At 57.4% G+C, this 21,556-nt stretch carries 20 protein-coding genes and 1 pseudogene; 10 read left to right on the top strand and 11 right to left on the bottom strand.

Annotated features, from left to right (window positions below; genetic code table 11):
- Position 1: 1 nt before the first annotated feature.
- Both cedA and osmE read right to left on the bottom strand, forming a co-directional pair.
- Positions 2-238 (bottom strand): cell division activator CedA, encoded by a 237-nt coding sequence (gene cedA, locus HMPREF0201_RS07755; RefSeq protein WP_016535998.1) that lies wholly within the window; start codon positions 236-238, stop codon positions 2-4.
- Positions 239-409: 171 nt separating this feature from the next.
- Positions 410-751, bottom strand: coding sequence for an osmotically-inducible lipoprotein OsmE (osmE, locus tag HMPREF0201_RS07750; protein ID WP_039899236.1), 342 nt, complete (start codon positions 749-751; stop codon positions 410-412).
- 267 nt (positions 752-1,018) lie between these two features.
- On the opposite strand from osmE, the gene nadE reads away from it, so the two are divergent.
- The 3 genes from nadE to cho all read left to right on the top strand — a co-directional run bounded on the left by nadE (position 1,019) and on the right by cho (position 3,733).
- Positions 1,019-1,846, top strand: coding sequence for an ammonia-dependent NAD(+) synthetase (gene nadE / locus HMPREF0201_RS07745; protein ID WP_016535996.1), 828 nt, complete (start codon positions 1,019-1,021; stop codon positions 1,844-1,846).
- A gap of 66 nt (positions 1,847-1,912) precedes the next feature.
- A complete protein-coding gene (gene yddG, locus HMPREF0201_RS07740) occupies positions 1,913-2,803 on the top strand; it encodes an aromatic amino acid DMT transporter YddG (RefSeq protein WP_016535995.1) in 891 nt (296 codons plus the stop codon).
- Positions 2,804-2,869: 66 nt separating this feature from the next.
- Complete coding sequence (cho, locus tag HMPREF0201_RS07735; RefSeq protein ID WP_039898101.1) at positions 2,870-3,733, top strand: excinuclease Cho; 864 nt, start codon at positions 2,870-2,872, stop codon at positions 3,731-3,733.
- Positions 3,734-3,764: 31 nt separating this feature from the next.
- On the opposite strand, the gene hutH is transcribed toward cho, so the two are convergent.
- The 8 genes from hutH to astC all read right to left on the bottom strand — a co-directional run bounded on the left by hutH (position 3,765) and on the right by astC (position 13,253).
- Positions 3,765-5,309 (bottom strand): histidine ammonia-lyase, encoded by a 1,545-nt coding sequence (gene hutH, locus HMPREF0201_RS07730; protein WP_016535992.1) that lies wholly within the window; start codon positions 5,307-5,309, stop codon positions 3,765-3,767.
- Positions 5,310-5,515: 206 nt separating this feature from the next.
- A complete protein-coding gene (gene ves / locus HMPREF0201_RS07725) occupies positions 5,516-6,061 on the bottom strand; it encodes an environmental stress-induced protein Ves (RefSeq protein WP_016535991.1) in 546 nt (181 codons plus the stop codon).
- A 336-nt stretch (positions 6,062-6,397) separates the two neighbouring features.
- The gene (gene spy / locus HMPREF0201_RS07720; protein ID WP_016535989.1) at positions 6,398-6,883 is read right to left on the bottom strand and encodes an ATP-independent periplasmic protein-refolding chaperone Spy; all 486 of its coding nucleotides are present in this window, start codon (positions 6,881-6,883) and stop codon (positions 6,398-6,400) included.
- Positions 6,884-7,221: 338 nt separating this feature from the next.
- Positions 7,222-8,187 (bottom strand): succinylglutamate desuccinylase, encoded by a 966-nt coding sequence (gene astE, locus HMPREF0201_RS07715; RefSeq protein WP_016535988.1) that lies wholly within the window; start codon positions 8,185-8,187, stop codon positions 7,222-7,224.
- 11 nt (positions 8,188-8,198) lie between these two features.
- A complete protein-coding gene (gene astB / locus HMPREF0201_RS07710; protein ID WP_016535987.1) occupies positions 8,199-9,530 on the bottom strand; it encodes an N-succinylarginine dihydrolase in 1,332 nt (443 codons plus the stop codon).
- A complete protein-coding gene (gene astD / locus HMPREF0201_RS07705) occupies positions 9,527-11,005 on the bottom strand; it encodes a succinylglutamate-semialdehyde dehydrogenase (RefSeq protein WP_016535986.1) in 1,479 nt (492 codons plus the stop codon). The genes astB and astD overlap by 4 nt, the downstream gene beginning before the upstream one ends.
- Positions 11,002-12,036: an arginine N-succinyltransferase gene (gene astA / locus HMPREF0201_RS07700; RefSeq protein ID WP_016535985.1), complete on the bottom strand. Its 1,035-nt coding sequence runs from the start codon at positions 12,034-12,036 to the stop codon at positions 11,002-11,004. The genes astD and astA overlap by 4 nt, the downstream gene beginning before the upstream one ends.
- Positions 12,033-13,253, bottom strand: a complete 1,221-nt coding sequence (gene astC / locus HMPREF0201_RS07695; protein WP_016535984.1) for a succinylornithine/acetylornithine transaminase — start codon at positions 13,251-13,253, stop codon at positions 12,033-12,035. The genes astA and astC overlap by 4 nt, the downstream gene beginning before the upstream one ends.
- A gap of 444 nt (positions 13,254-13,697) precedes the next feature.
- On the opposite strand from astC, the gene xthA reads away from it, so the two are divergent.
- The 7 genes from xthA to HMPREF0201_RS07660 all read left to right on the top strand — a co-directional run bounded on the left by xthA (position 13,698) and on the right by HMPREF0201_RS07660 (position 20,894).
- Positions 13,698-14,504, top strand: a complete 807-nt coding sequence (gene xthA / locus HMPREF0201_RS07690; protein ID WP_016535981.1) for an exodeoxyribonuclease III — start codon at positions 13,698-13,700, stop codon at positions 14,502-14,504.
- Between the two features lie 78 nt (positions 14,505-14,582).
- Positions 14,583-15,251: a TVP38/TMEM64 family protein gene (locus HMPREF0201_RS07685; protein ID WP_016535980.1), complete on the top strand. Its 669-nt coding sequence runs from the start codon at positions 14,583-14,585 to the stop codon at positions 15,249-15,251.
- 203 nt (positions 15,252-15,454) lie between these two features.
- Positions 15,455-16,117 carry a TVP38/TMEM64 family protein gene (locus tag HMPREF0201_RS07680; protein ID WP_016535979.1) on the top strand — a complete coding sequence of 221 codons (663 nt, stop codon included), beginning with the start codon at positions 15,455-15,457 and terminating at the stop codon, positions 16,115-16,117.
- A gap of 84 nt (positions 16,118-16,201) precedes the next feature.
- On the top strand, positions 16,202-17,326 hold the full coding sequence (locus HMPREF0201_RS07675) for an ABC transporter substrate-binding protein (protein ID WP_055696352.1): 1,125 nt from the start codon (positions 16,202-16,204) through the stop codon (positions 17,324-17,326).
- The gene (locus HMPREF0201_RS07670; RefSeq protein WP_016535977.1) at positions 17,323-18,897 is read left to right on the top strand and encodes an ABC transporter permease; all 1,575 of its coding nucleotides are present in this window, start codon (positions 17,323-17,325) and stop codon (positions 18,895-18,897) included. Before HMPREF0201_RS07675 ends, HMPREF0201_RS07670 begins: the two co-directional genes overlap by 4 nt.
- Positions 18,897-19,520 (top strand): ATP-binding cassette domain-containing protein, encoded by a 624-nt coding sequence (locus HMPREF0201_RS07665; protein ID WP_016535976.1) that lies wholly within the window; start codon positions 18,897-18,899, stop codon positions 19,518-19,520. Before HMPREF0201_RS07670 ends, HMPREF0201_RS07665 begins: the two co-directional genes overlap by 1 nt.
- A gap of 84 nt (positions 19,521-19,604) precedes the next feature.
- Complete coding sequence (locus HMPREF0201_RS07660) at positions 19,605-20,894, top strand: sulfurtransferase (RefSeq protein ID WP_016535975.1); 1,290 nt, start codon at positions 19,605-19,607, stop codon at positions 20,892-20,894.
- Positions 20,895-21,240: 346 nt separating this feature from the next.
- Here HMPREF0201_RS07660 and HMPREF0201_RS07655 read toward each other — a convergent pair.
- Positions 21,241-21,556: pseudogene (locus HMPREF0201_RS07655) on the bottom strand (CDP-alcohol phosphatidyltransferase family protein); the annotation flags it as partial.

The raw sequence follows: 21,556 nt of genomic DNA, 5'->3' as shown, positions 1-21,556 counted from the left end.
TTTATACTTCGTTTTCCTGGCGAACCTGCGTTGCCCAGCGCTGCGCCGACTCCGGCAGCGTAAACGGCGGCGACTGGCGGAAGGCGTCCCCCAAAAGCACAAACGCGATGTACTGCCCGCGCAGCAGATAGACATCTTTGAAGCCATCCACGCGCCAGGCATGAGCGGGCGGTGCCGGTTCCACGCGAGGCTTGTAGGTAATTATCGGGCGAGTATTCGGTTGGCGAAGTGGTTTCATAGGCTACGAAATTCAAAGAAGATTAGTTAACAACATCCCCATAATAGCGGATTTCATGTCGGCTCGTCGCCCCCGATCTCAGCCCTTTCCACACCCACGCCGTCAGGCAAAATATTTGGGCCATAAAAAAGCCCGGTGGCAAAAGCGACCGGGCCGGTATTCAATTGTGCATTAAGCTTTTGGTGCCTGCGGGTCAGTATCGTATTCGGCGCAGCTCTGGTAGCCAGAGTTCATCACGCGGCCTGCGTCATCCAGCGCGACAAAGTAGGTTTCCGCTTTACCGTTACGCTGGCCAAGAATATAAGTCTGGCAGGTGCCTTTGGCGTGGATCATCGTCACTTCGGAAGAAGGCTTCCCGGCAATCTGCTGTACCTGAGCACGGGTCATGCCCTTTTTAACATCTTTTACCACCGGCTCGGTGACCAGATCTTTGGTACGATCGTAAGCCGTACACCCTGCCAACATAGTCATTACTGCTGCCGCGCCTAAAAAACCTGCAAATTTATTATTCATAATCATCCTCATCAATCAACGTGTTGATCCTGCGTGTTAGATAAGCCTGGAATATTAAAGAACATTTTTCAACTTGTTACCGTTAATGATCTGAAATTCGGACAAATGGAGTATCCACGAGATTAACCGCTGGTTTGCGCTAAAAGTCGCCGCCCGAGGCGTGCCTAACCCTTTGAGCCTTGTCGTTTTAACCGCAACAGGGTAAGTTTTAAGGCAGCAAAATTTTCTGCCTGCGCGTTGCGGGCACTCGGTAATCGGAGGGGTTAAATGGCTCTGCAACAAGAGATTATTCAGGCACTGGGCGTTAAGCCGCAGGTAGACGCCGCCCGGGAGATCCGCGTCAGCGTCGATTTCCTGAAAACATATCTTAAAACTTTCCCGTTCATTAAATCTCTGGTGCTGGGGATCAGCGGTGGCCAGGACTCAACCCTGACCGGCAAACTGTGCCAGCTGGCCATCAGCGAACTGCGCGAAGAGACCGGCGACGAGAGCTATCAGTTTATCGCCGTGCGCCTGCCGTTTGGCGTGCAGGCCGACGAGCAGGATTGCCAGGACGCGATTACCTTTATCCAGCCCGACCGCGTGCTGACGGTAAACATTAAAGGCTCGGTACTTGCCAGCGAGCAGGCGCTGCGTGAGGCGGGTATTGAGCTTAGCGACTTTGTGCGCGGCAACGAAAAAGCCCGCGAGCGCATGAAAGCTCAATACAGCATCGCCGGGATGAGCAAAGGCGTTGTTGTCGGCACCGACCACGCGGCCGAAGCGGTGACCGGCTTCTTCACCAAATACGGCGACGGCGGCACCGACATTAATCCAATCTTCCGCCTGAATAAGCGCCAGGGGAAACAGCTGTTAAAAACGCTGGGCTGCCCGGAACACCTTTACCTGAAAGCGCCAACCGCTGACCTGGAAGACGACCGCCCTTCTCTGCCGGACGAAGCCGCTCTGGGCGTAACTTACCAGCAAATTGACGACTATCTGGAAGGCAAAACGCTGCCCGCGGAGACCGCCAAAATTATCGAAGGCTGGTATCTGAAAACCGAGCATAAACGCCGCCCTCCGATTACCGTGTTCGACGACTTCTGGAAGAAATAGTCGCCTCAGACTCAGTTTAGATAAATCATCAGGGCGGCAATTTGCCGCCTTTTTTACGGGATTAGCATGGAAAACTCACCGCAGCGGGCCACGGTTATCGGCCTGGTCGCGATTTTGCTCTGGAGCACCTCCGTAGGCCTGCTGCGCAGCATCAGCGAACATTTTGGCCCGGTCGGCGGCGCGGCGCTGCTGTACACCGTCAGTTCGGTCTGCCTGTGCATTGTGCGCGGCTTACCCAACATTCGCGACCTGCCGCTTCGGTATCTCTGGGTTGGCGGCGCTTTATTTGTTGGCTATGAAATCAGCCTGGCGCTCTCAATAGGCCTGGCCCATACCCGCGCCCAATCTCTTGAGCTGGGCATGATCAACTACCTCTGGCCGTGCCTGACCGTCTTCTTCGCGCTGTTTATCAACGGCCAGCGCAGTAATCTCTGGCTGTGGCCGGGGCTGGCGCTCTCCCTTGCCGGAATTGTTCAGGTCATGAAGGGCGACGGCGACTGGTCGCCGATAACCATGTGGCACAATATTCAGGATAATCCGCTGGCTTACGGGCTGGCCTTTGCCGCAGCCATTGTCTGGGCGCTCTACTGCAACCTGACCCGCCGCTGGAGCGAAGGGAAAAGCGGCGTCAGCCTGTTTTTCTGCGCAACCGCCGTTGTGCTGTGGGTTAAGTTTATTTTCACCGCCCAGCCCCCCATGCACTTCACCCTGTCGGGTAGCGGGCAACTGCTGTTTATGGGCATTTCTACCGCCGTTGCCTACTCCGCCTGGAACTACGGCATTCAGCGCGGGAATATGACCCTGCTGGCTACCGCCTCCTACTTCACGCCGGTGCTCTCTGCCCTGCTGGCAACGCTCTGGCTGGGCCTGCATCCTGGCTTTGCCTTCTGGCAGGGCGTGCTGATGGTTGTGGGCGGCTCGCTGCTCTGCTGGCTCGCTACCCGCCGTTACGGCTAACGGCTATTTCCCCCTCGCCTTACCCGCTGCTATACTGGACATATAAACAGCACTCAGGAGTCAGATGTGGTAAGGCGAGCAAATTCGCCGCGGCTGGAGTTCGAAGCCGCGGCGGTCTATGAATATCCGGAACACCTCAGGCCATGGCTTGACGGCCTGCCCAGGCAGCCGGGAGTCTATGTTTTCCACGGCGAGAGCGACGTTATGCCGCTCTACATCGGTAAAAGCGTCAACATTCGCACCCGCGTGATGTCCCACTTCCGCACCCCGGATGAAGCGCCCCTTCTGCGCCAGTCGCGCCGCATAACCTTTACGCGCACCGCGGGAGAACTGGGAGCGCTGCTGCTCGAAGCAAGGATGATCAAAGAGCAGCAGCCGCTGTTCAACAAGCGCCTGCGCCGTAACCGCCAGCTTTGCTCCCTTTCTTTGCAGGGCGATATCCCTCAGGTGGTTTATGCCAAAGATGTTGATTTCTCTCGCCAGCCTGGCCTTTACGGGCTGTACGCCAACCGCAGAGCGGCACTTCAGATCCTCCAGCAGTTGGCCGACGAACATCAGCTTTGCTACGGGCTGCTTGGGCTGGAGCCGCTAAGCAAAGGGAGAGCCTGCTTTCGCTCGGCGCTAAAACGCTGCGCCGGAGCCTGCTGCGGGAGGGAAACGCATGAGGATCATCACTCACGGCTGCTGATGGCGCTTGAGCAGGTAAGGCTGATTTGCTGGCCGTGGAAGCAGGCCGTGGCTATCGTGGAGAGCGGCCCGGAGCTGACGCAGTATCACATCATCGATCACTGGTTTTATCTGGGGTCCGTCGAACAGCTTGAGCAGGCAAGAACGCTGCGGCAGCCGCCGGACGGTTTCGATAATGACGGCTACAAAATTCTCTGCAAGCTGATGCTGAGCGGGGAATACGAAGTCATCGAGCTGGGTTAGCGCCTCCCGGGGAAGAGAGGCGCGCTAAACTTTACGCCGACGAAGAAGGCAGCAGGCGGGTGATCATCTCAGGCCAGTTATCACTGGCGCCCCAGAGGCGCATTTGCTCGATATCCGGTGCCAGGAGGCGATCTTTTTCCAGGAAGGCAACGCGCTCGCGTATCTCACCAAACACCTTCTCCAGCTGCGGCGAACTGCGCAGCGGCCGGTAAAACTCAATGCCCTGGGCGGCAGCCATCGCCTCAATACCAACCACCGCTGCGGTGTTAAAGCACATCGCTCCCAGGCGGCGCGCCGCATAGGTCGCCATTGAAACATGGTCTTCCTGGTTGGCGGAGGTCGGCAGGCTGTCAACGCTGCCGGGGTGAGCAAGGGATTTGTTTTCGGAAGCCAACGCGGCTGCGGTGACCTGGGCAATCATAAAGCCGGAGTTAATCCCGCCCTCTTTCACCAGGAACGGCGGCAGGCCGGAGAGCCCGGTGTCCAGCAGCAGCGCGAGACGCCGCTCGGAAATAGCGCCGATCTCCGCAACCGCCAGGGCAATAATGTCGGCGGCAAAAGCCACCGGCTCGGCGTGGAAGTTACCGCCGGAAATCACCTCTCCGGTATCGCTGAAGACCAGCGGATTATCGGAAGCGGCATTCGCCTCAATCTGCAAAATACGCGCGGCATGGCGCAGGTTGTCGAGGCAGGCTCCCATCACCTGCGGGACGCAGCGGATGGAATACGGATCCTGCACTCGCCCGCAATGCTGGTGCGAGTCAACAATCTCACTCCCGGCAAGCAGTTCGCTCACCGCCGCCGCAACATCTATCTGCCCGGCCTGACCGCGAGCCTGATGAATACGTGCGTCAAACGGCTTCACCGAACCTTTAATGGCTTCGAGCGACAACGCGCCCGCCACCAGCCCGGCGGCAAAAGATTTTTCGCCTTCAAACAGCCCGCGTAAAGCCAGAGCGGTGGAAACCTGAGTCCCGTTCAGCAGCGCCAGCCCCTCTTTCGGCCCAAGCACCAGCGGTTCAACGCCAGCAAGCTTAAGCCCTTCGGTAGCCGGAATTTCTTCGCCATTGACCCGCACATTGCCCTCGCCGAGCAGCATCAGCGACAGATGCGCCAGCGGAGCGAGGTCGCCGGATGCACCAACCGAGCCTTTTTCAGGGATAACCGGCATCACGCCCGCGTTGAACAGCGCAATCAGGCTGTCGATAAGCAGCATGCGTACGCCCGAATGCCCGCGCGCCAGGCTGATTATTTTGCCGGCCATCACCAGGCGCACAACATCGTCCGGCAGCGGCTCGCCGAGACCGACGCTGTGGGAAAGCACCAGGTTGCGCTGTAATTCGGCAAGGTTATCGGCGGCGATAGTGGTTTGCGCCAGTTTGCCAAAGCCGGTATTGATGCCGTACACAACATCTCCGTGCGCAACGATGGCCTCTACCGTGCCAAGCGCCCGCTCAACGGCCGCTACCGCGCCGGGGTCAAGCCGCAGCAGCACGGTGCCATGGTAAATTTCACGCAGCATCGCTAGCGAAACGGAACCGGGGGTAAGGCTGGATAACTTCTTTTGCGTTGACATGTCAGCATCCTGTGGCGTCGAAAAGTCTGTTCTGTATGTATTTGTATATACAAGCTAACTAATAAACCAAAAAATCCGCCAGTTGGTCATAGGACTTTTTTATCGAACGGTGAGCAGGATCGCGCTTGTGAAATTTATTCGCAACTAAAGAACAGGCCATAGCCCGGCGGCTGTTTCCGGGCCAGAAAAAGAAGAAAACTCAGGATTTACAGGTAGGTAATTTCGCTAAACAGCAGTTGCCCTTCATTTTTTAACAACCGCAGCGTATGGGTGCCCTGCTGCCACCAGGCCCCCTGATCCGGCGACAACAGCTTATCTTCAAGCTGCCATTCCCCGCTCAGCACGTAGACCACGCCGCCCCGCGTGCCGAAGGTGGTAAAGGTGCGGTCGGCAACCCGAACTTTCGCCCGGCAGCGGTCGCGGTGGGTCATAATATTAAAATCCATCGACATCCCGCGCGTCACCTCGGCCTTGACCTGCTGGTCACCGGCAAAGGTAAACGGCTGGTAGCGCTTTAGCGTATGGCGAAAAGCCTTACCGGCATCCAGCACCACTTCGCTGCCTTCAAGCAGCGTCATTACCCGGTCAACCTGCGGGAACACCGGAAAGTCTCCGCTGTTAGCCAGGGACGCGATACTGGCTCGCCAGTTGAAATCCCGGGTTGCGGGCGGAAAGCAGCAAATCTCCCGGGTTTCCCCGGCGCCGTTGCGCCATAAACTGACCGGCACTTTCCGTATATCAAAGAATTCCATCACCACTCCTGAAGTTCGCGCATCGCCTGCGCAATTAGCCCTGAATCATTGTTATCGGCAGAGTGTGTCCGTAGCTGTAGCCTTAGATGACACCTGCCCAGGCCGCACAAAAAAACGCCGCGCCTGGTTTCATTTTTATTTTTGGTAGCAATGATTTAGCGATTTTTTTCCTGCGGATCAATGCAAATTTTTCATCGTCAGGTTCGGGCTAAAAAAACTGCGGAGCAGCCTGCAATTTTCTCCTCATGTTGCAGAAATGAGAAAACCGCCGGTCCTGTCCACAGCGTACATCGCTATTGTGAACAGGACCGGCGGTCTTAATTTATTCGCTCAGGCTTACTGAGCTGCTGGCATTTTACCTTCGTGAGTCGGGCGTTCTGTCAGACGCTTCTCAAAATTGGCATTAAATTGTTTTTTCTGTTCCGGGGTCAGAATGTTGTAGATCTTATTCTGAGTCTGCATGTGGGCCAGCATGCGGGTTTTATTCTGCTCGGCCATTTTATCTATCTGAGCCTGAGCTTTGGCCTGGTCGAAGCTGTCGCTGGCAATCACGTCATGCATTGCGCGGCGTTCTTCAACCGACGGACGCTGCATGTTGCCGCGCTGCTCTTTCATAATGTCTTTAATTTGCTGTTTCTGCGCGTCGGTCAGGTTCAGGTCTTTGAACATCATTTCATGCATCGGGCCGCGCATCATTTTATGGTGCATCATCGGCGCATCGGTTTTAGCGTCGGTAGCCGGAGTGGTGTCTGCTGCGTGAGCCAGGTTAGCGGCGCCCAGAGCTAAAGTAGAAGCGACGAACAGTGCTGTTAATTTACGCATAATATTAACCTTCTCTCTCTTAATTAAATTTACGACCCGCAGTGAGATGCATCGCCGTGTTGACGAGAATGAGTTTACGAGCCTTATCGTCAAGGAAGCGATGCCATCGGTAAATCATTGCAAGGGTATAAAACAAGAATGCATCAATTATGGAGAAAATAAGGAATAAGGCGGGGATTATTGAAACAAAATATAACAACGCGCTGATTTTAAAGATAATATGAAGAAAGTGTACAGCAATCCACTCGCTGAATAAAGCAGCATTCCAGGAATCTTCTGTAAATATTAAAATAACACAAAAAGATTAAGCAGCCCGGCAATGAAGAGCTGCTTAAATATTAAATTTCCTGAAGCATCAATCCGGCACGCAGGCCCGGGGCAACGTCAGGATTGGGAAATAATACGAACTCTTTATCTTCATTCACCACAAAGCGCTTATCGCCGTCTTCCGCCAGCAGCGTACCGCGTGGGAATGCGGTGAAGTTCTGCGTCTGCCTGGACATGTGCAGCACAAAGTGGTCTGAAAGCCGCGTTAACTGCTGCACCACCCGGTAACGCAGCGGCTCCGCTTCCATTGCAGGTTGCTCTCCTCCGCTCAATAAAGCCGCCAGAGCATCTTTGGTAACCGCAAACTGGCTCAGGTCATTTGCGCCAAACGGCTGCGCCTTGCCCAGTTCCAGCGTGCAGCTCAGAGCCCCGAAGTGCTCGCTGCTAAAGTGGCTGAACGTGCCTCCGGGCTTCTGGTGAAAGACCAGCGCCTGTAGCCCTGCGCAGCCCAGCCAGTGCAGAAAATCTTCACCGTACGGCAGCGGCCGCGACGGCAGCACGCCAAAACGCGGATGGTACGAGCTGCGGATGGCGGTATGCATATCGAGATGCCAGCGGGTTTGCTCCTCGCTTCGCGACCAGAATTGCTCAAGCGCGTGCTCAAGCCTGGCGGCACGCTGGGTTTCCACGCTTTCCGGGAACTGCTGCCAGCGCCCGCCGAACATGCGGTTCATATCGCTGTGGGTATAGCGTTTATCCACGCGCAGCGCCGCCGGGTTGCCGAGAATAACCATCAGCCGCCACTCCAGCGGCAGTTCACCCGCCAGCAGGGCATCCACCAGTTGGGCAAGAATTTCTACCGGGGCGGTTTCATTCCCGTGAATGCCGGCCGAGAGCACCAGCGCTTTGCCGGTTTGCCGGTGCGGCGTCAGGGTCAATATCCCCTCGTCCCACCAGCGCCAGCTCAGGTGCGCATTTGCCCCCTCGCTCTGTTTAGGCGCTTTCCCTTCCAGGGTCTGCGCCAGAAAATCCATCATTGTGCCTCCGTCTACTGCTGGAATGGGTATACCGGGCCTAAGTCGAGGATCCGCGTCAGCTCGTCAAGCGCCTCGCGGCCTTCAAATAGTAGCTGAGGGTCGGCTAAATCTGCCTGAGTTAGCCGATCGCGATACCAGCGGTCGACCCAACCGTTGAGCGTCATAAATAGCGTGTCGTTCATCATCACCGCCGGGTTCACCGCCGCCAGTTCCTGTTCGGTCAGCACCACGCGCAGGCGCAGGCAGGCAGGACCGCCGCCGTTAGCCATACTTTCACGCAGGTCAAAAACCTTCAGCTCGCTAATCGGGTTATCGGCCAGGAGCAGCTCATTAAGGTAGCGCCAGACGCCCGGATGCTGGCGTGACTCTTCCGGCAACACCAGCGTCATACCGCCGTCATCGCGGCTGAGCAATTGGCTGTTAAATAGATAAGTGGCTACCGCATCGGCAACTGAAACCTTGCTCGTCGGAACTTCAATGGCGCAAAAGCCCGGCACTTTGTCACCCAGTTGGCGATAAAGCTGCTGCTGCTCAACAAACGCCTGCTGATGGCAGAACAACACCTGCCGGTTCGAAACCGCAATCACGTCATTGTGAAACACGCCCTGGTCGATAACCGCCGGGTTCTGTTGGGCAAAAATAACCTGCTCCGGCCGCACCTGATTTAAACGCGCTACCGCCTGGCTGGCCTCTAAAGTCTGGCGAGCCGGGTAGCGAGCAGGAGCGTGGCCGCTCTGCATCGCCTCGCGCCCGTAAACAAACAGCTGCGTGCCGGGTTCGCCGTATTCCCCGCCGAAGCGGTTATGGTTTGCCGCCCCCTCATCGCCGAACAGCGCAACCTGGGGCAACGCGGCGTGAACGCTAAAATGCCTGCCGTCCCGGAACATCGCACGCAGCACGTTTTCCGTCGTGGGCGCTTCGCTGGCGCGGTGGAATTTATTATTAAGGTTGGCAACAGTCAGGTGTACTTTGCCGTCGAGCGTATCGGCGGAGGGCGCAACGGTGGCGGCATTCGCCACCCACATAGAAGAAGCCGAACTGGCGGCAGACAGCAACTGCGGAGCCTGGCGAGCCGCCCGCTCTACTACCTGCTCATCGCTGCCGCTAAAGCCAATCTGGCGCAGCACGCCAACGTTTGGCCGTTCCTGCGGGGCAATCACGCCCTGCGGATAACCGGCATCCGCCAGCGCCTTCATTTTCAATAGCCCCTGCTTCGCCGCCAGCTTCGGATTAGAAACGCGAAACTGGTGCTTCGTGGAGGCTTCATTCCCAAACGACAGCCCGGCGTAATGGTGGGTCAGGCCCACCAGTCCGTCGAAATTGGCTTCACGCGCTTTCTTCATGGCTGCTCCTCGCGGCTAAAATCCAGCCCCGGGCTAAGCGTTTGCGGCAGCGGGAAGCCGGTGCTCTCCAGGGAAGCCATCGGCCAGGCGCAGTAATCTGCCGCATACCAGGCACTTGCCCGGTGGTTGCCGGAAGCCCCGACTCCGCCAAACGGTGCGGTACTGGCCGCCCCGGTCAGCGGTTTATTCCAGTTCACAATCCCGGCACGAGCCTCCAGCAGCAGCTGGTCGAACTGCTCGCGCGAAGGCGAAATCAGCCCGCTTGCCAGGCCAAAACGGGTGTTGTTAGCCATGCGGATGGCGTCGTCAAAGCTCTCATAGCGGTAGATCGCCAGCAGCGGACCAAAGACTTCTTCATCCGGCACGTTAGCCACGCCGCTAAGATCGACGATGCCGGGCGTCAGCAACGAGGTGCCGGGGCGCATCATTTTGGGTTCGAGCAGCGGTTTTCCGCCGCGCGCCAGATGCTCCTGCCAGGCTGTCAGCACGCGCTCTGCGGCCTGTACCGAAATCAGCCCGCCGATAAACGGCTGCGGCATGGCATCCCACTCGCCCGGCTGAAGGCGGGCTGAAACTTCTACCAGCCGGCGAATAAATTCATCGCCCTGAGCGCCCTGCTTCACCAGCAGACGGCGGGCGCAGGTGCAGCGCTGCCCGGCGGTAATAAATGCAGACTGGATAGCAACATGAACGGCGCCGTCGATGTCCTGAGGATCTTCAACGATCAGCGGGTTGTTGCCGCCCATTTCCAGGGCGAGGATCTTCTCAGGCTGCCCGGCAAACTGGCGGTGAAGCTGGTAGCCGGTGCCCGCGCTGCCGGTAAACAGCAGGCCGTCAAGATCCGTCTGGGCGGAGAGCGCCTGCCCGGTTTCACGCCCGCCCTGCACCAGGTTCAGCACCCCGGCAGGTATGCCCGCCTCTTCCCAAAGTTTCATCACCTGCTCGCCAATACGCGGCGTCAGCTCGCTCGGCTTAAAGATAATGGTATTCCCGGCCAGCAGCCCCGGCACGATATGACCGTTCGGCAGGTGCCCCGGCAGATTGTAAGGGCCAAAAACAGCCAGCACGCCGTGCGGACGGTGGCGCAGCGTTGCCGCTCCGTCCGGCAGGGTGGAGTGAGTTTCGCCGGTGCGCGTATTATACGATTTAATCGAGATAGCGATTTTATTCACCATCGCCGTAGCTTCAGTAGCCGCTTCCCAGCGTGGTTTGCCGGTTTCCTGGGCAATGGTTTCGGCCAGCGCCTCTTTATTAGCTTCCAGCAGCGAAGCAAAGCGCTCAACAATCGCCTGGCGCTCGGCAAACGGGCGTTTTGCCCAGCCGGGGAAAGCCGCTCGCGCCGCTTTACAGGCTTCATCCACCTGCGCCTTATCGGCCACCAGCCCTTCCCACAGCAGCGAGCCGTTTACCGGGTTGTGTTTTAATAAAGCTTCGCCGCGTCCGGGAACCCAATGTCCATTGATCCAGTTAGTCATACTTTTTTCTCCTCGGGGCACAGGCGCACCACGCGTACGGTGTCACCGCTTGCGCACTTCAGCGCATCGGCGGTGGCGGCATCAATCACCAGTTTCTCGCCTTTCGGATCGGCCTTAATCAGCATCACGCGGAACTGGTGGTAATTTTCGTTGGCAACCAGGCAAAGCGGCAGTTCGTCCGTCGCGGGCTGGCCGATAGCGAGTGTTTGCAGACGGCTTTTGCGGATGGCACGCACGCGGTCGATATCGCACTCAAGCGTCGGGCCGCCGTCGAAAATGTCGACATAGTTGCGGTAGCGGAACCCTTCGGCCTCAAGCACGGTCCGGGCTGGTGCAGTCTGAGGATGCACCTGACCAATAACCGCCTGCGCTTCTTTAGACAGAAAGTCGGTATAAATCGGATGCTTCGGCATCAGCTCGGCAATAAAAGCTTTCTGCCCGGTGCCGCACAGATAGTCGGCGCGGGCAAACTCCATCGAGAAGAAGCGGTTGCCAAGGCTTTCCCAGAAGGGGGAATGCCCGTGCTCGTCAATCACGCCGCGCATCTCGGCGACCACTTTCTCGTTAAACCGCTCACGGAAGGCGGCCATAAACAGAAAACGCGATTTAGACAGCAGGTAGCCGTTGCCCTCTTTGCGCCATGCCGGGTCGAGAAACAGCGTGCATAGCTCGCTGCTCCCGGTATGGTCGTGGCTCAGAAACAGCGTCGGCAGCGCGTTGTAGATATTCAGTTCTTTAGAGGCATGCACCAGCGTGCCGACCCGGTAGTTGTACCAGGGGTCATTAAGCCCGACGGCAACTTCAATCGCACAGATGCCGACCACCTGGCCGCTGGCGGAATCCTCCAGCACAAAAACATAGCCCTGGTCTCCTTTCGGCAGCCCGCCCTGCCAGGTTTGCAGCGAGCGTTCGATTCGGTCGGCCAGCGTTTTTTCATCGGCGGGCAGCGAGGTCAGCCCGCCGCCGGTCTTCCCGGCAAGCGCAAGCAGCCCCGACAGATCGCCTCTTTCAACCGGGCGGATAACCATCATGATGAGACTCCCGCAAGGAAGCGTTCGCAGGCACGTTCAAAGCGATCCAGACCGAGCTGAACTTCCGCCTCGCTGACGGTTAACGCCGGGGCAAAACGCAGCACGTTGGCTCCGGCTATCAACATCATCAGACCTTCCTGCGCGGCGGCCTGCAAAATAAGTTTAGCTTTACCGGCGTGTTCCTGCCGCAGCGCGCAGCCGATTAACAAGCCCAGACCGCGCACTTCGCTGAACAGCTGATGTTTCTGATTAATGTGATTCAGGCGTTCCACAAACCATTCGTGGCGCTGCTTCACGCCGTTCAGAACTTCAGGCGTATTGATGATTTCCAGCACGCGACCCGCCACGGCAGACGCCAGCGGGTTGCCGCCATACGTGGTGCCGTGGGTGCCCACGGTCATCACTTTGGCAAAACGCTCACCCGCCAGCAAAGCGCCTATCGGGAAGCCGCCGCCGAGCGCTTTCGCGGTAGAAAGCACGTCAGGGGTTACGCCGTAATGCATGTACGCGTACAGCGAGCCGGTGCGGCCCACGCCGGTTTGCACCTCATCAAAAATCAGTACCGCATTGTGTTTGTCACACAGTTCGCGCAGCCCCTGAAGGAACTCAGGCGTGGCAGGTACTACGCCGCCCTCTCCCTGCATCGGCTCCACGATCACCGCGCAGGTATCATCATTAATCAGATCGCGGGCGGATTGTAGATCGTTAAATACCGCATGGTTGATTTGCGGCGGCAATGGCGCAAAGTCCTGGGAGTATGCAGGCTGCCCGCCGGCGGTAACGGTAAACAAAGTGCGGCCATGGAACGCATTTTTGAACGCTACGATGCCGCTCTTTTGCGCCCCGAAGTTGTCATGCGCGTATTTACGAGCCAGCTTCAGCGCGGCTTCGTTAGCCTCTGCTCCGGAGTTGCAGAAGAACACTTTGTCGGCAAATGTCGCGTCGATAAGCTGTTTAGCTAGCTTCAGAACCGGCTCATTGGTGTAGCCGTTGCCGGTATGCCAGAACTTCGCCGCCTGGCTTTCCAGCGCTTTACGCAATTCTGGATTAGCGTGCCCCAGGGCGTTAACCGCAATACCGCCCGCGAAGTCGATGTAGTCTTTACCCTGCTGATCCCACAACGTGGAACCCTCGCCGCGTACCGGAATAAAAGGCGCAGGGGCGTAAACCGGCATCATCCATTCGTCGAAATTTTGGCGTGTAATTGACTGCGACATAGTGACCCCTCACGGTAAACAAAAAGTTTATTAAATGTTAAATAATTGAGTGTTTGCGCTGTAAATGTAGATTGCAGGCTTCGTGCCAGCCAGCGCTAAAATTGCATAAACCGAGGGGTGAAACGAAAAATCAAGGAGTTAGGAATTAGCGTTATTCATAAAAAATGAATAGAAAGTGCATAGTTTTAACGTGACGCCTGAATCGCGACACGAAAACACGAAATATTATGCAGTGGTAAAATATAATGCTGGAATTGTGATCGCCTTCGGGATTTGCCTGCCGTTTTCGCCCCCTTTTTGCGCATATGGATCAATTTTGGTGCAATTGTTGCTTTATTTTCGCTCACCCTGCGCGCCTATGACAGCGATTGCCCACAACGCAGCAACACGCGCCGTTTTCTGCTACCATCCTGCAACAATTAACCTGACAACCTGGCAGCGACTATGAAATTTGTCTCTTTTAATATCAACGGCCTGCGCGCCCGTCCGCATCAGCTTGAAGCCATCGTGGAACAGCATCAGCCGGACGTTATCGGTCTGCAGGAAACCAAAGTGCATGACGATATGTTCCCGCTGGAAGACGTGGCTAAGCTCGGCTATCACGTCTTTTATCACGGCCAGAAAGGCCACTATGGCGTAGCGCTCCTGACCAAAGAAAAACCAATTTCGGTGCGCAAAGGCTTCCCCGGCGATGCAGAAGACGCCCAGCGCCGCATTATCATGGCGGAAATCCCGTCGCCGTTTGGCAACCTTACCGTTATCAACGGCTACTTCCCGCAGGGTGAAAGCCGCGATCATGAGACCAAATTCCCGGCCAAAGCTAAGTTTTATCAGGATCTGCAAAACTTCCTGCAAACCGAGTTAAACCCGGAAAATCCGGTATTGATTATGGGTGATGTGAACATTAGCCCAACGGATCTGGATATCGGTATCGGCGAAGAGAGCCGCAAACGCTGGCTGCGTACCGGCAAATGCTCGTTCCTGCCGGAAGAACGCGAGTGGATGGCACGCCTGCTCGGCTGGGGGCTGGTAGATACTTATCGCCACGCGAACCCGGAAGCACAGGATAAATTCTCGTGGTTTGACTACCGCTCAAAAGGCTTTGACGATAACCGCGGCCTGCGTATCGACCTGCTGCTGGCAAGCAAGGGACTGGCACCGCACTGCGTGGCAACCGGCATTGATTACGAGATCCGCGGCATGGAAAAACCGTCCGACCACGCGCCTGTTTGGGCGCAGTTTAAGCTGTAAGAGGAATACTAAAGCTCAAATGGTCACCTGAAAAGGACAGCAAGATGCGGTTTATTACCCTGACGAGGAGCGAACAGAATGCGTAAATTCCTGTTTTTGCTGCTGGCCACGCTGCTGCTCTTGCTGTTCATTATGCTGCCGCCGGGCACGCTCAGCCTGGCAACGCTGCAAAAATATCACGCCCGGCTCGCGCTCTGGCATGCCGAGCGCCCGGCGCTGGTGATGAGCGCCTTTTTCCTCGGCTACTTCCTGATTTCCGCCCTTTCCGTTCCCGGCACCCGGATAATGACTCTGATGGGCGGCGCGCTGTTTGGCCTGATAGAAGGGACAGCTCTGGTGGCGACCGCGGCGGCAAGCGGCGCAACCGTTGCCATGTTGCTGAGCCGCTATTTTCTGCATGACTGGGTGCAAACCCGGTTTTCAACGACGATGGCAAAGCTGAACCAGGGTTTAAAAAGCAATATTACGCACTATCTGTTTGCCCTGCGGCTGGTGCCGGTACTGCCTTTTTCAATCATTAATCTGGCGATGGGGCTGACGCCTATCTCCGCCGCCCGCTTCGCTATTATCACCCTTCTCGGGCTGCTGCCGTCCATCGTGCTTTACATCAGCACCGGCCGCCAGCTTAGCCAGATAGAGAGCCTGCGGGATATTTTATCTCCCGGTATTCTGCTGCTTTTTGCCCTGATTGGCCTGCTGCCGCTGGTCTCCCACTGGCTGATTAAACAAATGTCCAAAGCAAACTAAACGCCCGGGCTGAGCGCAGGCGTGCGTGCAGAAATGTATAATCCTGTATCCGCTTTTTGCCCGCTTCATGACATAACTCAAGAAGCGGGAAAGTTGTGAAAACCATGCCTCCTCAACCCCTCAAACACTCCGCTATACTCCCTGCCTTTAAAGTACAGAGAAGATAAAAATGGATACCATCGGGCGAGAAGCAAGGACGACGCGTGCGTAAAATCATCTTCCTGCTGCTGGTGCTTGTTGTGGCGTTGTTTCTGGTCTGGCTGCCTCCCGGAACCCTAAGCCTGGCGGCGCTTCAGCACTCTCAGGCTCAGCTCACGCTGTGGCATGCCGAACATCCCATTCTGGCGGCGAGCGCTTTCTTCATCAGCTATTTTCTTATTGCGGCATTTTCTATCCCCGGCGCAACGCTGCTCACGCTGATGGGCGGAGCATTATTCGGCCTGGCGTTCGGTACACTGCTCGTCGCAACGGCGGCAACCTGCGGCGCGACAGTAGCCATGCTGCTAAGCCGCTACCTGCTGCGCGACTGGGTGCAGAGGCGCTTTTCGCGCATGATGGAGAGAGTGAGTCAGGGGGTGGAACGCGACGGCGGGCATTATCTCTTTGCGCTGCGGCTGACGCCGGTTTTCCCTTTTGTACTGGTGAACTTATTAATGGGGCTGACGCCGATTAGCATCACGCGCTATGCCTTTATCAGCCTGCTGGGCATGCTCCCCGCCATCGTGGTGTATATCAATACCGGCAGGCAGCTTAGCCAGATTGAGAGCCTGCGGGATATTGTCTCTCCGGGCATGATGCTGATGTTCACCCTGCTCGGTCTGCTGCCGTTGGCTTCGCGCTGGCTGGTAAAGCGAACCGCTAAATAACGTACTGAGGACTTTATCTTGCAACTTTTTGCTCCTGGAATAAGAGCCTTACTCCTCGCCCTGACGCTGACCAGCTTCGGAGCTATGGCCGGGCAAGGCAGCTGGCAAAACCTCAGCCAGCAGGCAAATGGCCAGACGGTTTACTTCAATGCCTGGGGCGGTGACCCCGCCGTAAACAGCTATCTGGATTGGGTAAAAGCTGAGGTAAAAACCCACTACGGCGTGAACCTTAAAATCGTCAAGCTGGCGGACGCCGCAGATGCGGTGAGGCGCATTCAGAGCGAGGCCGCCGCCGGAAGAAAAAACGGTGGCTCGGTAGACCTGCTTTGGGTGAACGGCGAAAACTTTAGCGTGCTCAAGCAGGCGGGCTTGCTCAGCGAAAACTGGGCCGAAACCCTGCCCAACTGGCGCTATGTGGACAGCAAAAAACCGGTGCGGGAAGATTTCTCCGTCGCGGTTGACGGCTCAGAAGCCCCCTGGGGCAGCGCCCAACTGATGTTTATCGGCGACGAACAGCGCACGCCCGCTTTCCCGCAAACGCCCTTACAACTACTGGCGTTTGCCAAAGCTAATCCAGGGAAAATCAGCTACCCACGTCCGCCGGATTTCACCGGCACCGCGTTCCTGGAGCAACTGCTGATTGTGCTGACCAAAACGCCCGATACGCTGAAGGCCGCGCCCGATCCGGCGACTTTTGAGCAGGTTACCGCCCCGCTCTGGCACTATCTCGACCAGCTTCACCCTTACCTGTGGCGCGAAGGAAAAAGCTTCCCGCCAACCCCGGCCAGGATGGATCGCATGCTGGCCGACGGCGAGCTTCTGTTTTCCCTGACCTTCAACCCGGCCCACGTTGACAACCTGATCGGCCGCCGCCAGCTCCCGGCTTCTGCGCGCTCGTTTGGCTTTAACAACGGCATGCTGGGGAACGTGCATTTTGTTGCTATTCCGGCCAACAGCAGCGCCAAAGCGGGCGCTCAGGTAGTGGCGAATTTTCTGATGTCGCCGGAAGCCCAAATCCGCAAGGCCGATCCCGCCGTTTGGGGGGACGCGAGCGTGCTGGATAGCAGCAGCCTGCCCGCCGCCCAAAAAACACAGCTGGAAAAACTGGCACCGCGCAGCCAGCGCCCGGTGCCGTTCCTCGCTGAACCTCATGCAGCCTGGGTGACGGCGATTGAGCAGGCCTGGCTCCGGCGTTACGGTTCCCGATGAAAAAGGGCTTTGCCTGCGCGGCATGGCTGGCGGCTGGCATCGTATTTATGCCGCTGTTGCCCGGATTCGTTTTGATGGCGAAACCGCTGCTGGCGGGCGAAATATGGCTGGCTTTATGGCGCGACTCCCAGTGGCCCGAGGCGCTGGAGACAACGCTTGTCTCAACTTTAATTAGCGTTTCCGGGGCGCTGCTGCTGGCGCTAATTATTCTGTGCGGCCTCTATCCGGGAGAGCGTTGGCAACGCTATCTTCGCCGCCTCCCGCCGCTGCTGGCCTTTCCCCACGTAGCTTTTGCCAGCGGCTTTTACTTTCTGTTTGCGGATGGCGGCTGGCTGCCAAGGGCGCTCGGCCTCTCCCTGCCAGCGGATAATTACGGCGTGGGCCTGGGGCTGATGCTGGCGTTGAAAGAAGCCTGGTTTCTGCTGTGGTTTGCGGGCGCTCAGCTCGGAGCGCAGCGGATAAGCCAGCAGCTAACCGTCGCCCGCTCCCTCGGCTACGGCGAGCTGCAATCGCGCCTGCGGGTGCTGGTGCCGCAGCTGTTACCCCGGCTTGGCTGGGCGCTGGTGGCAATTACGGCTTATAGCCTTTCGGTTGTCGACGTCGCGCTGATACTCGGCCCCGATAATCCGCCGACCTTCGCCGTGCTGGCCTGGCAATGGCTGACCGACAGCGATACCCAACGGCAGGCAATGGGCCTGGCGGCATCCTGCATTTTACTGCTGTTGCTGGGCGGTTTTATTTTTGGCGGGCGCTTACTGTGGAGCCTGGTCAGGCAAACCGGCGCGCATTTCTCCGGGCGGCGTAGTGATTTCAGTCTCAATTGTTTCGCCCGGACCTTAGCCCGAACCTTATCGCTCATCGGGCTGTGTGCCGCCGCTATTTTAGCCGTATGGTCCTGCGCGGAAGGATGGTTTTACCCGGCGCTGTTCCCCGAAGCCTTTTCCCTGGGCGGCTGGCAGCAGGCCGCGCTTTCGCCGCTCATTACCAGCCTTTTTACCGGGCTGGTCAGCGCCCTGCTTGCGGTCATTATCGTGCTGCTGTGGCTGGAAGGTGGCGAGCGGCACCATGATTTTTGGCTGCTGCTTCCTTTGTTGCTTCCCGCGCTCCCTCTGGCCGCAGGGCAATATCAGCTGCTGCTCAGGCTGAGGCTGGAAGGCAGCCCGGGCGCGCTTATCTGGAGCCATCTTCTCTGGGTCGTGCCCTATACTTTGATTATTCTCCGCCCCGCCTGGCAGGGCATAGACGCTCGTTCAGTGCTTACGGCGAGAACTTTTGGCTGGTCACGCGGCAAAATATTGTGCCTGATAAAAATCCCCCTGCTGATTCGCCCCCTGCTGGCGGCTCTGGCGGTAGGCTTCTCGGTAAGCATCGCACAATATCTCCCCACGCTGTATGCGGGCGCGGGGCGCTTTACCACGACGACTACCGAAGCCGTAGCACTCAGCAGCGGCGGCGATCCGCAGCAATTTGCTATCCAGGCGCTGCTGCAAACCCTGCTTCCGCTGCTGGTATTTATCGCCACGGCCCAGCTAAGCCGCCTGGCCGGTTTCTATCGAAAAGGATTACGCTAATGCTCAGCGTGCAAGATTGCTCCATTTTTAAAGACGGTTTTCCGCTGCTCGGGAGCATCAGTTTTACGGTCGCCGCAGGCGAAGTCGTCACCCTGATGGGGCCGTCCGGCTCCGGGAAATCAACATTTTTAAACTGGATGGTCGGGGATTTACACCCACCCTTTAGCGCCAGCGGAACGCTGCTACTAAACCAGCGCAGGATAGAGACGCTCCCGGTTGAACGCCGCCGCACGGGGATATTGTTTCAGGATGCGCTGCTGTTTCCGCATCTTAACGTCGAGCAAAATTTAATGATGGCGCTTCCGGCAGCCGCAAGGGGGCGCTTGCACCGGCAAAGCCTGGTGGCAAAGGCGCTGGAGAGTGCTGGCCTGGAAAACTATCAACGCAGAGATCCGGCTACGCTTTCCGGCGGCGAACGTTCACGAATAAGCCTGCTGCGCACGTTACTGGCCGAGCCACAAGCGCTGCTGCTGGATGAGCCATTTTCCCGGCTGGACTTGCCGCTACGCCAGTCATTCCGGCAATTTGTCTGGCAGGAAGCCGAACGTCTGGGGCTGCCGGTGGTGCTGGTCACCCACGATCCTCAGGATATCCCAGCGGGCAGCCAGGTTATCCGGCTTTAAGGAACCGAACATGAGATATCGCAAAGAAGCCAGAACCGGGGGTGAATAGAATGGCGTCTCTTTTGCTATCCTTCAGGTTATTAGATGAAACGTGTTTCTCAGTTAACCACCGCCCTGCTGCTTGCCGGGCTGTCACAATGTTCCTTCGCCGCCGCTATGCCATCCAGCCTTAACTTCGCCAGCGTAAAAGCTGAAAACGGCACCGTTATCGATACGCGCCCGAGCGCGTTTTACAACGGCTGGCCTCAGTCGCTTAACGGCACGGGCGGGCATGAACCGGCCGCGCTCAATCTTTCAGCCAGCTGGCTTACGCTGATGAACGATGAGCAGCTCGGGCAGTGGGTGAAACAGCATCAGCTGGATAAAACCGGCCTCATTGCACTTTACGGCGATAACGCTCAGGCGGTAAAAAACCGCCTCGAAAAACTGGGCTTCAGCCACGTTGCGATGCTCGCAGATGGCCTGAAAGAGCCTTCCCGCCTGCAAAAATTGGCACATTTTGAACAGCTGGTTTACCCCCGGTGGCTCCATGATTTACAGAATAAAAAGCCGGTTACTGCCGCTCCAGCTGGGGACTGGAAGGTTATAGAAGCGGGCTGGGGCAAGCCGAAGAAATACCTGCTCAGCCATATTCCGGGCGCGGACTATATCAATACCGAAGAGGTGGAAAGCGAGCCGCTGTGGAACAAAGTTTCTGACCAGAAACTCAAAGAGATGCTGGCAAAACACGGCATCCGCCACGACACAACGGTGATTTTGTACGGGCGCGATGTCTACGCCGCGGCGCGAGTAGCGGTGATCATGCTTTACGCCGGGGTGAAAGATGTTCGCCTGCTGGACGGCGGCTGGACGACCTGGAGCGCGGCTGATTTACCGGTTGAACGCGGACTGCCTGAGAAGGTCGAACCGGCACCTGATTTCGGGGCCGCCATCCCCGGCCAGCCGCAGCTGGTGCTGGACATGGAACAGGCCCGAGCCCTGCTACACCGCAAAGATGCCTCGCTGGTCAGCATTCGTTCCTGGCCTGAGTTTATCGGCACCACCAGCGGCTACAGCTACATCAAACCAAAAGGTGAAATTGCCGGCGCACGCTGGGGCCACGCGGGTTCGGACTCCACGCATATGGAAGATTTCCACAACCCGGACGGCACAATGCGCACCGGGAGCGACATAGCGGCGATGTGGAAAGAGTGGAATATCACACCGGAGCAGCAGGTTTCCTTCTACTGCGGCACCGGCTGGCGCGCCTCAGAAACGCTGATGTATGCCCGGGCAATGGGCTGGAAGAACGTCAGCCTGTACGACGGCGGCTGGTATGAATGGAGCGCCGATCCTAAAAACCCGGTGGTTAGCGGGGAACGTAAGCCAGAGTAACCTTCACTCTACCCTCTATCAGAGGGAAATCTGTCAGCCCGCAGTTGTTCCGTTCACCCGCACAGCAGATTATCTCTGTCACTGCCGCGAACGGTGAACGTGTCAGGGGGAAATACGCCATTCCCCCTGACAGCCCCCGGCGCCGGGAACAAGATCGTGGCTTTTAGATTTAACGCGACGTGGGGTTTGAATGTGGCTGAGAGACAAAAGCGTGGCCGTTGTTCCGGCTTAAATCGCCTCCGTTTTCTCTCCGACTGACCAGGGTCCGGACGCCGGGAGCGGGCGGAGGCTGTGAGCGTCGGGAACGCATCTCAGCCGACCCAGGGCTGGGAGATAAAACGGAGGTTTACCGCTTCAACGTCCGATAGCCACCCCAGATGCGGTTCAGCGTCGTCAGCCAGCATAGTGCGCCAAATACCCACGCCAGTAGGGTAAACCAGCCGGGGAACAGGCAGCTCAGCACAAACAGCAGAATGGTTTCGCTGCCTTCGGTCAGCCCGCCAAGGTAGTAAAATGATTTATGGGCGTAACCGGGGTTGGCGATGTTGTGTTTTTGCGCCAGCGCGGCAAAGGCGAGGAAGCTGCTGCCGGTGCCGATGAACGCAAACAGCAGCCATGCACCCGCCAGCGCACTTTGCACCGGATCTGCGAGGATAAAACCA

It is taken from the genome of Cedecea davisae DSM 4568, from assembly GCF_000412335.2.
In the GTDB taxonomy this organism is placed as follows: Bacteria; Pseudomonadota; Gammaproteobacteria; order Enterobacterales; family Enterobacteriaceae; genus Cedecea; species Cedecea davisae.
The sequence above is the reverse complement of the archived record's forward strand: the minus strand, read 5'-3'. Positions and strand labels throughout refer to the sequence as shown.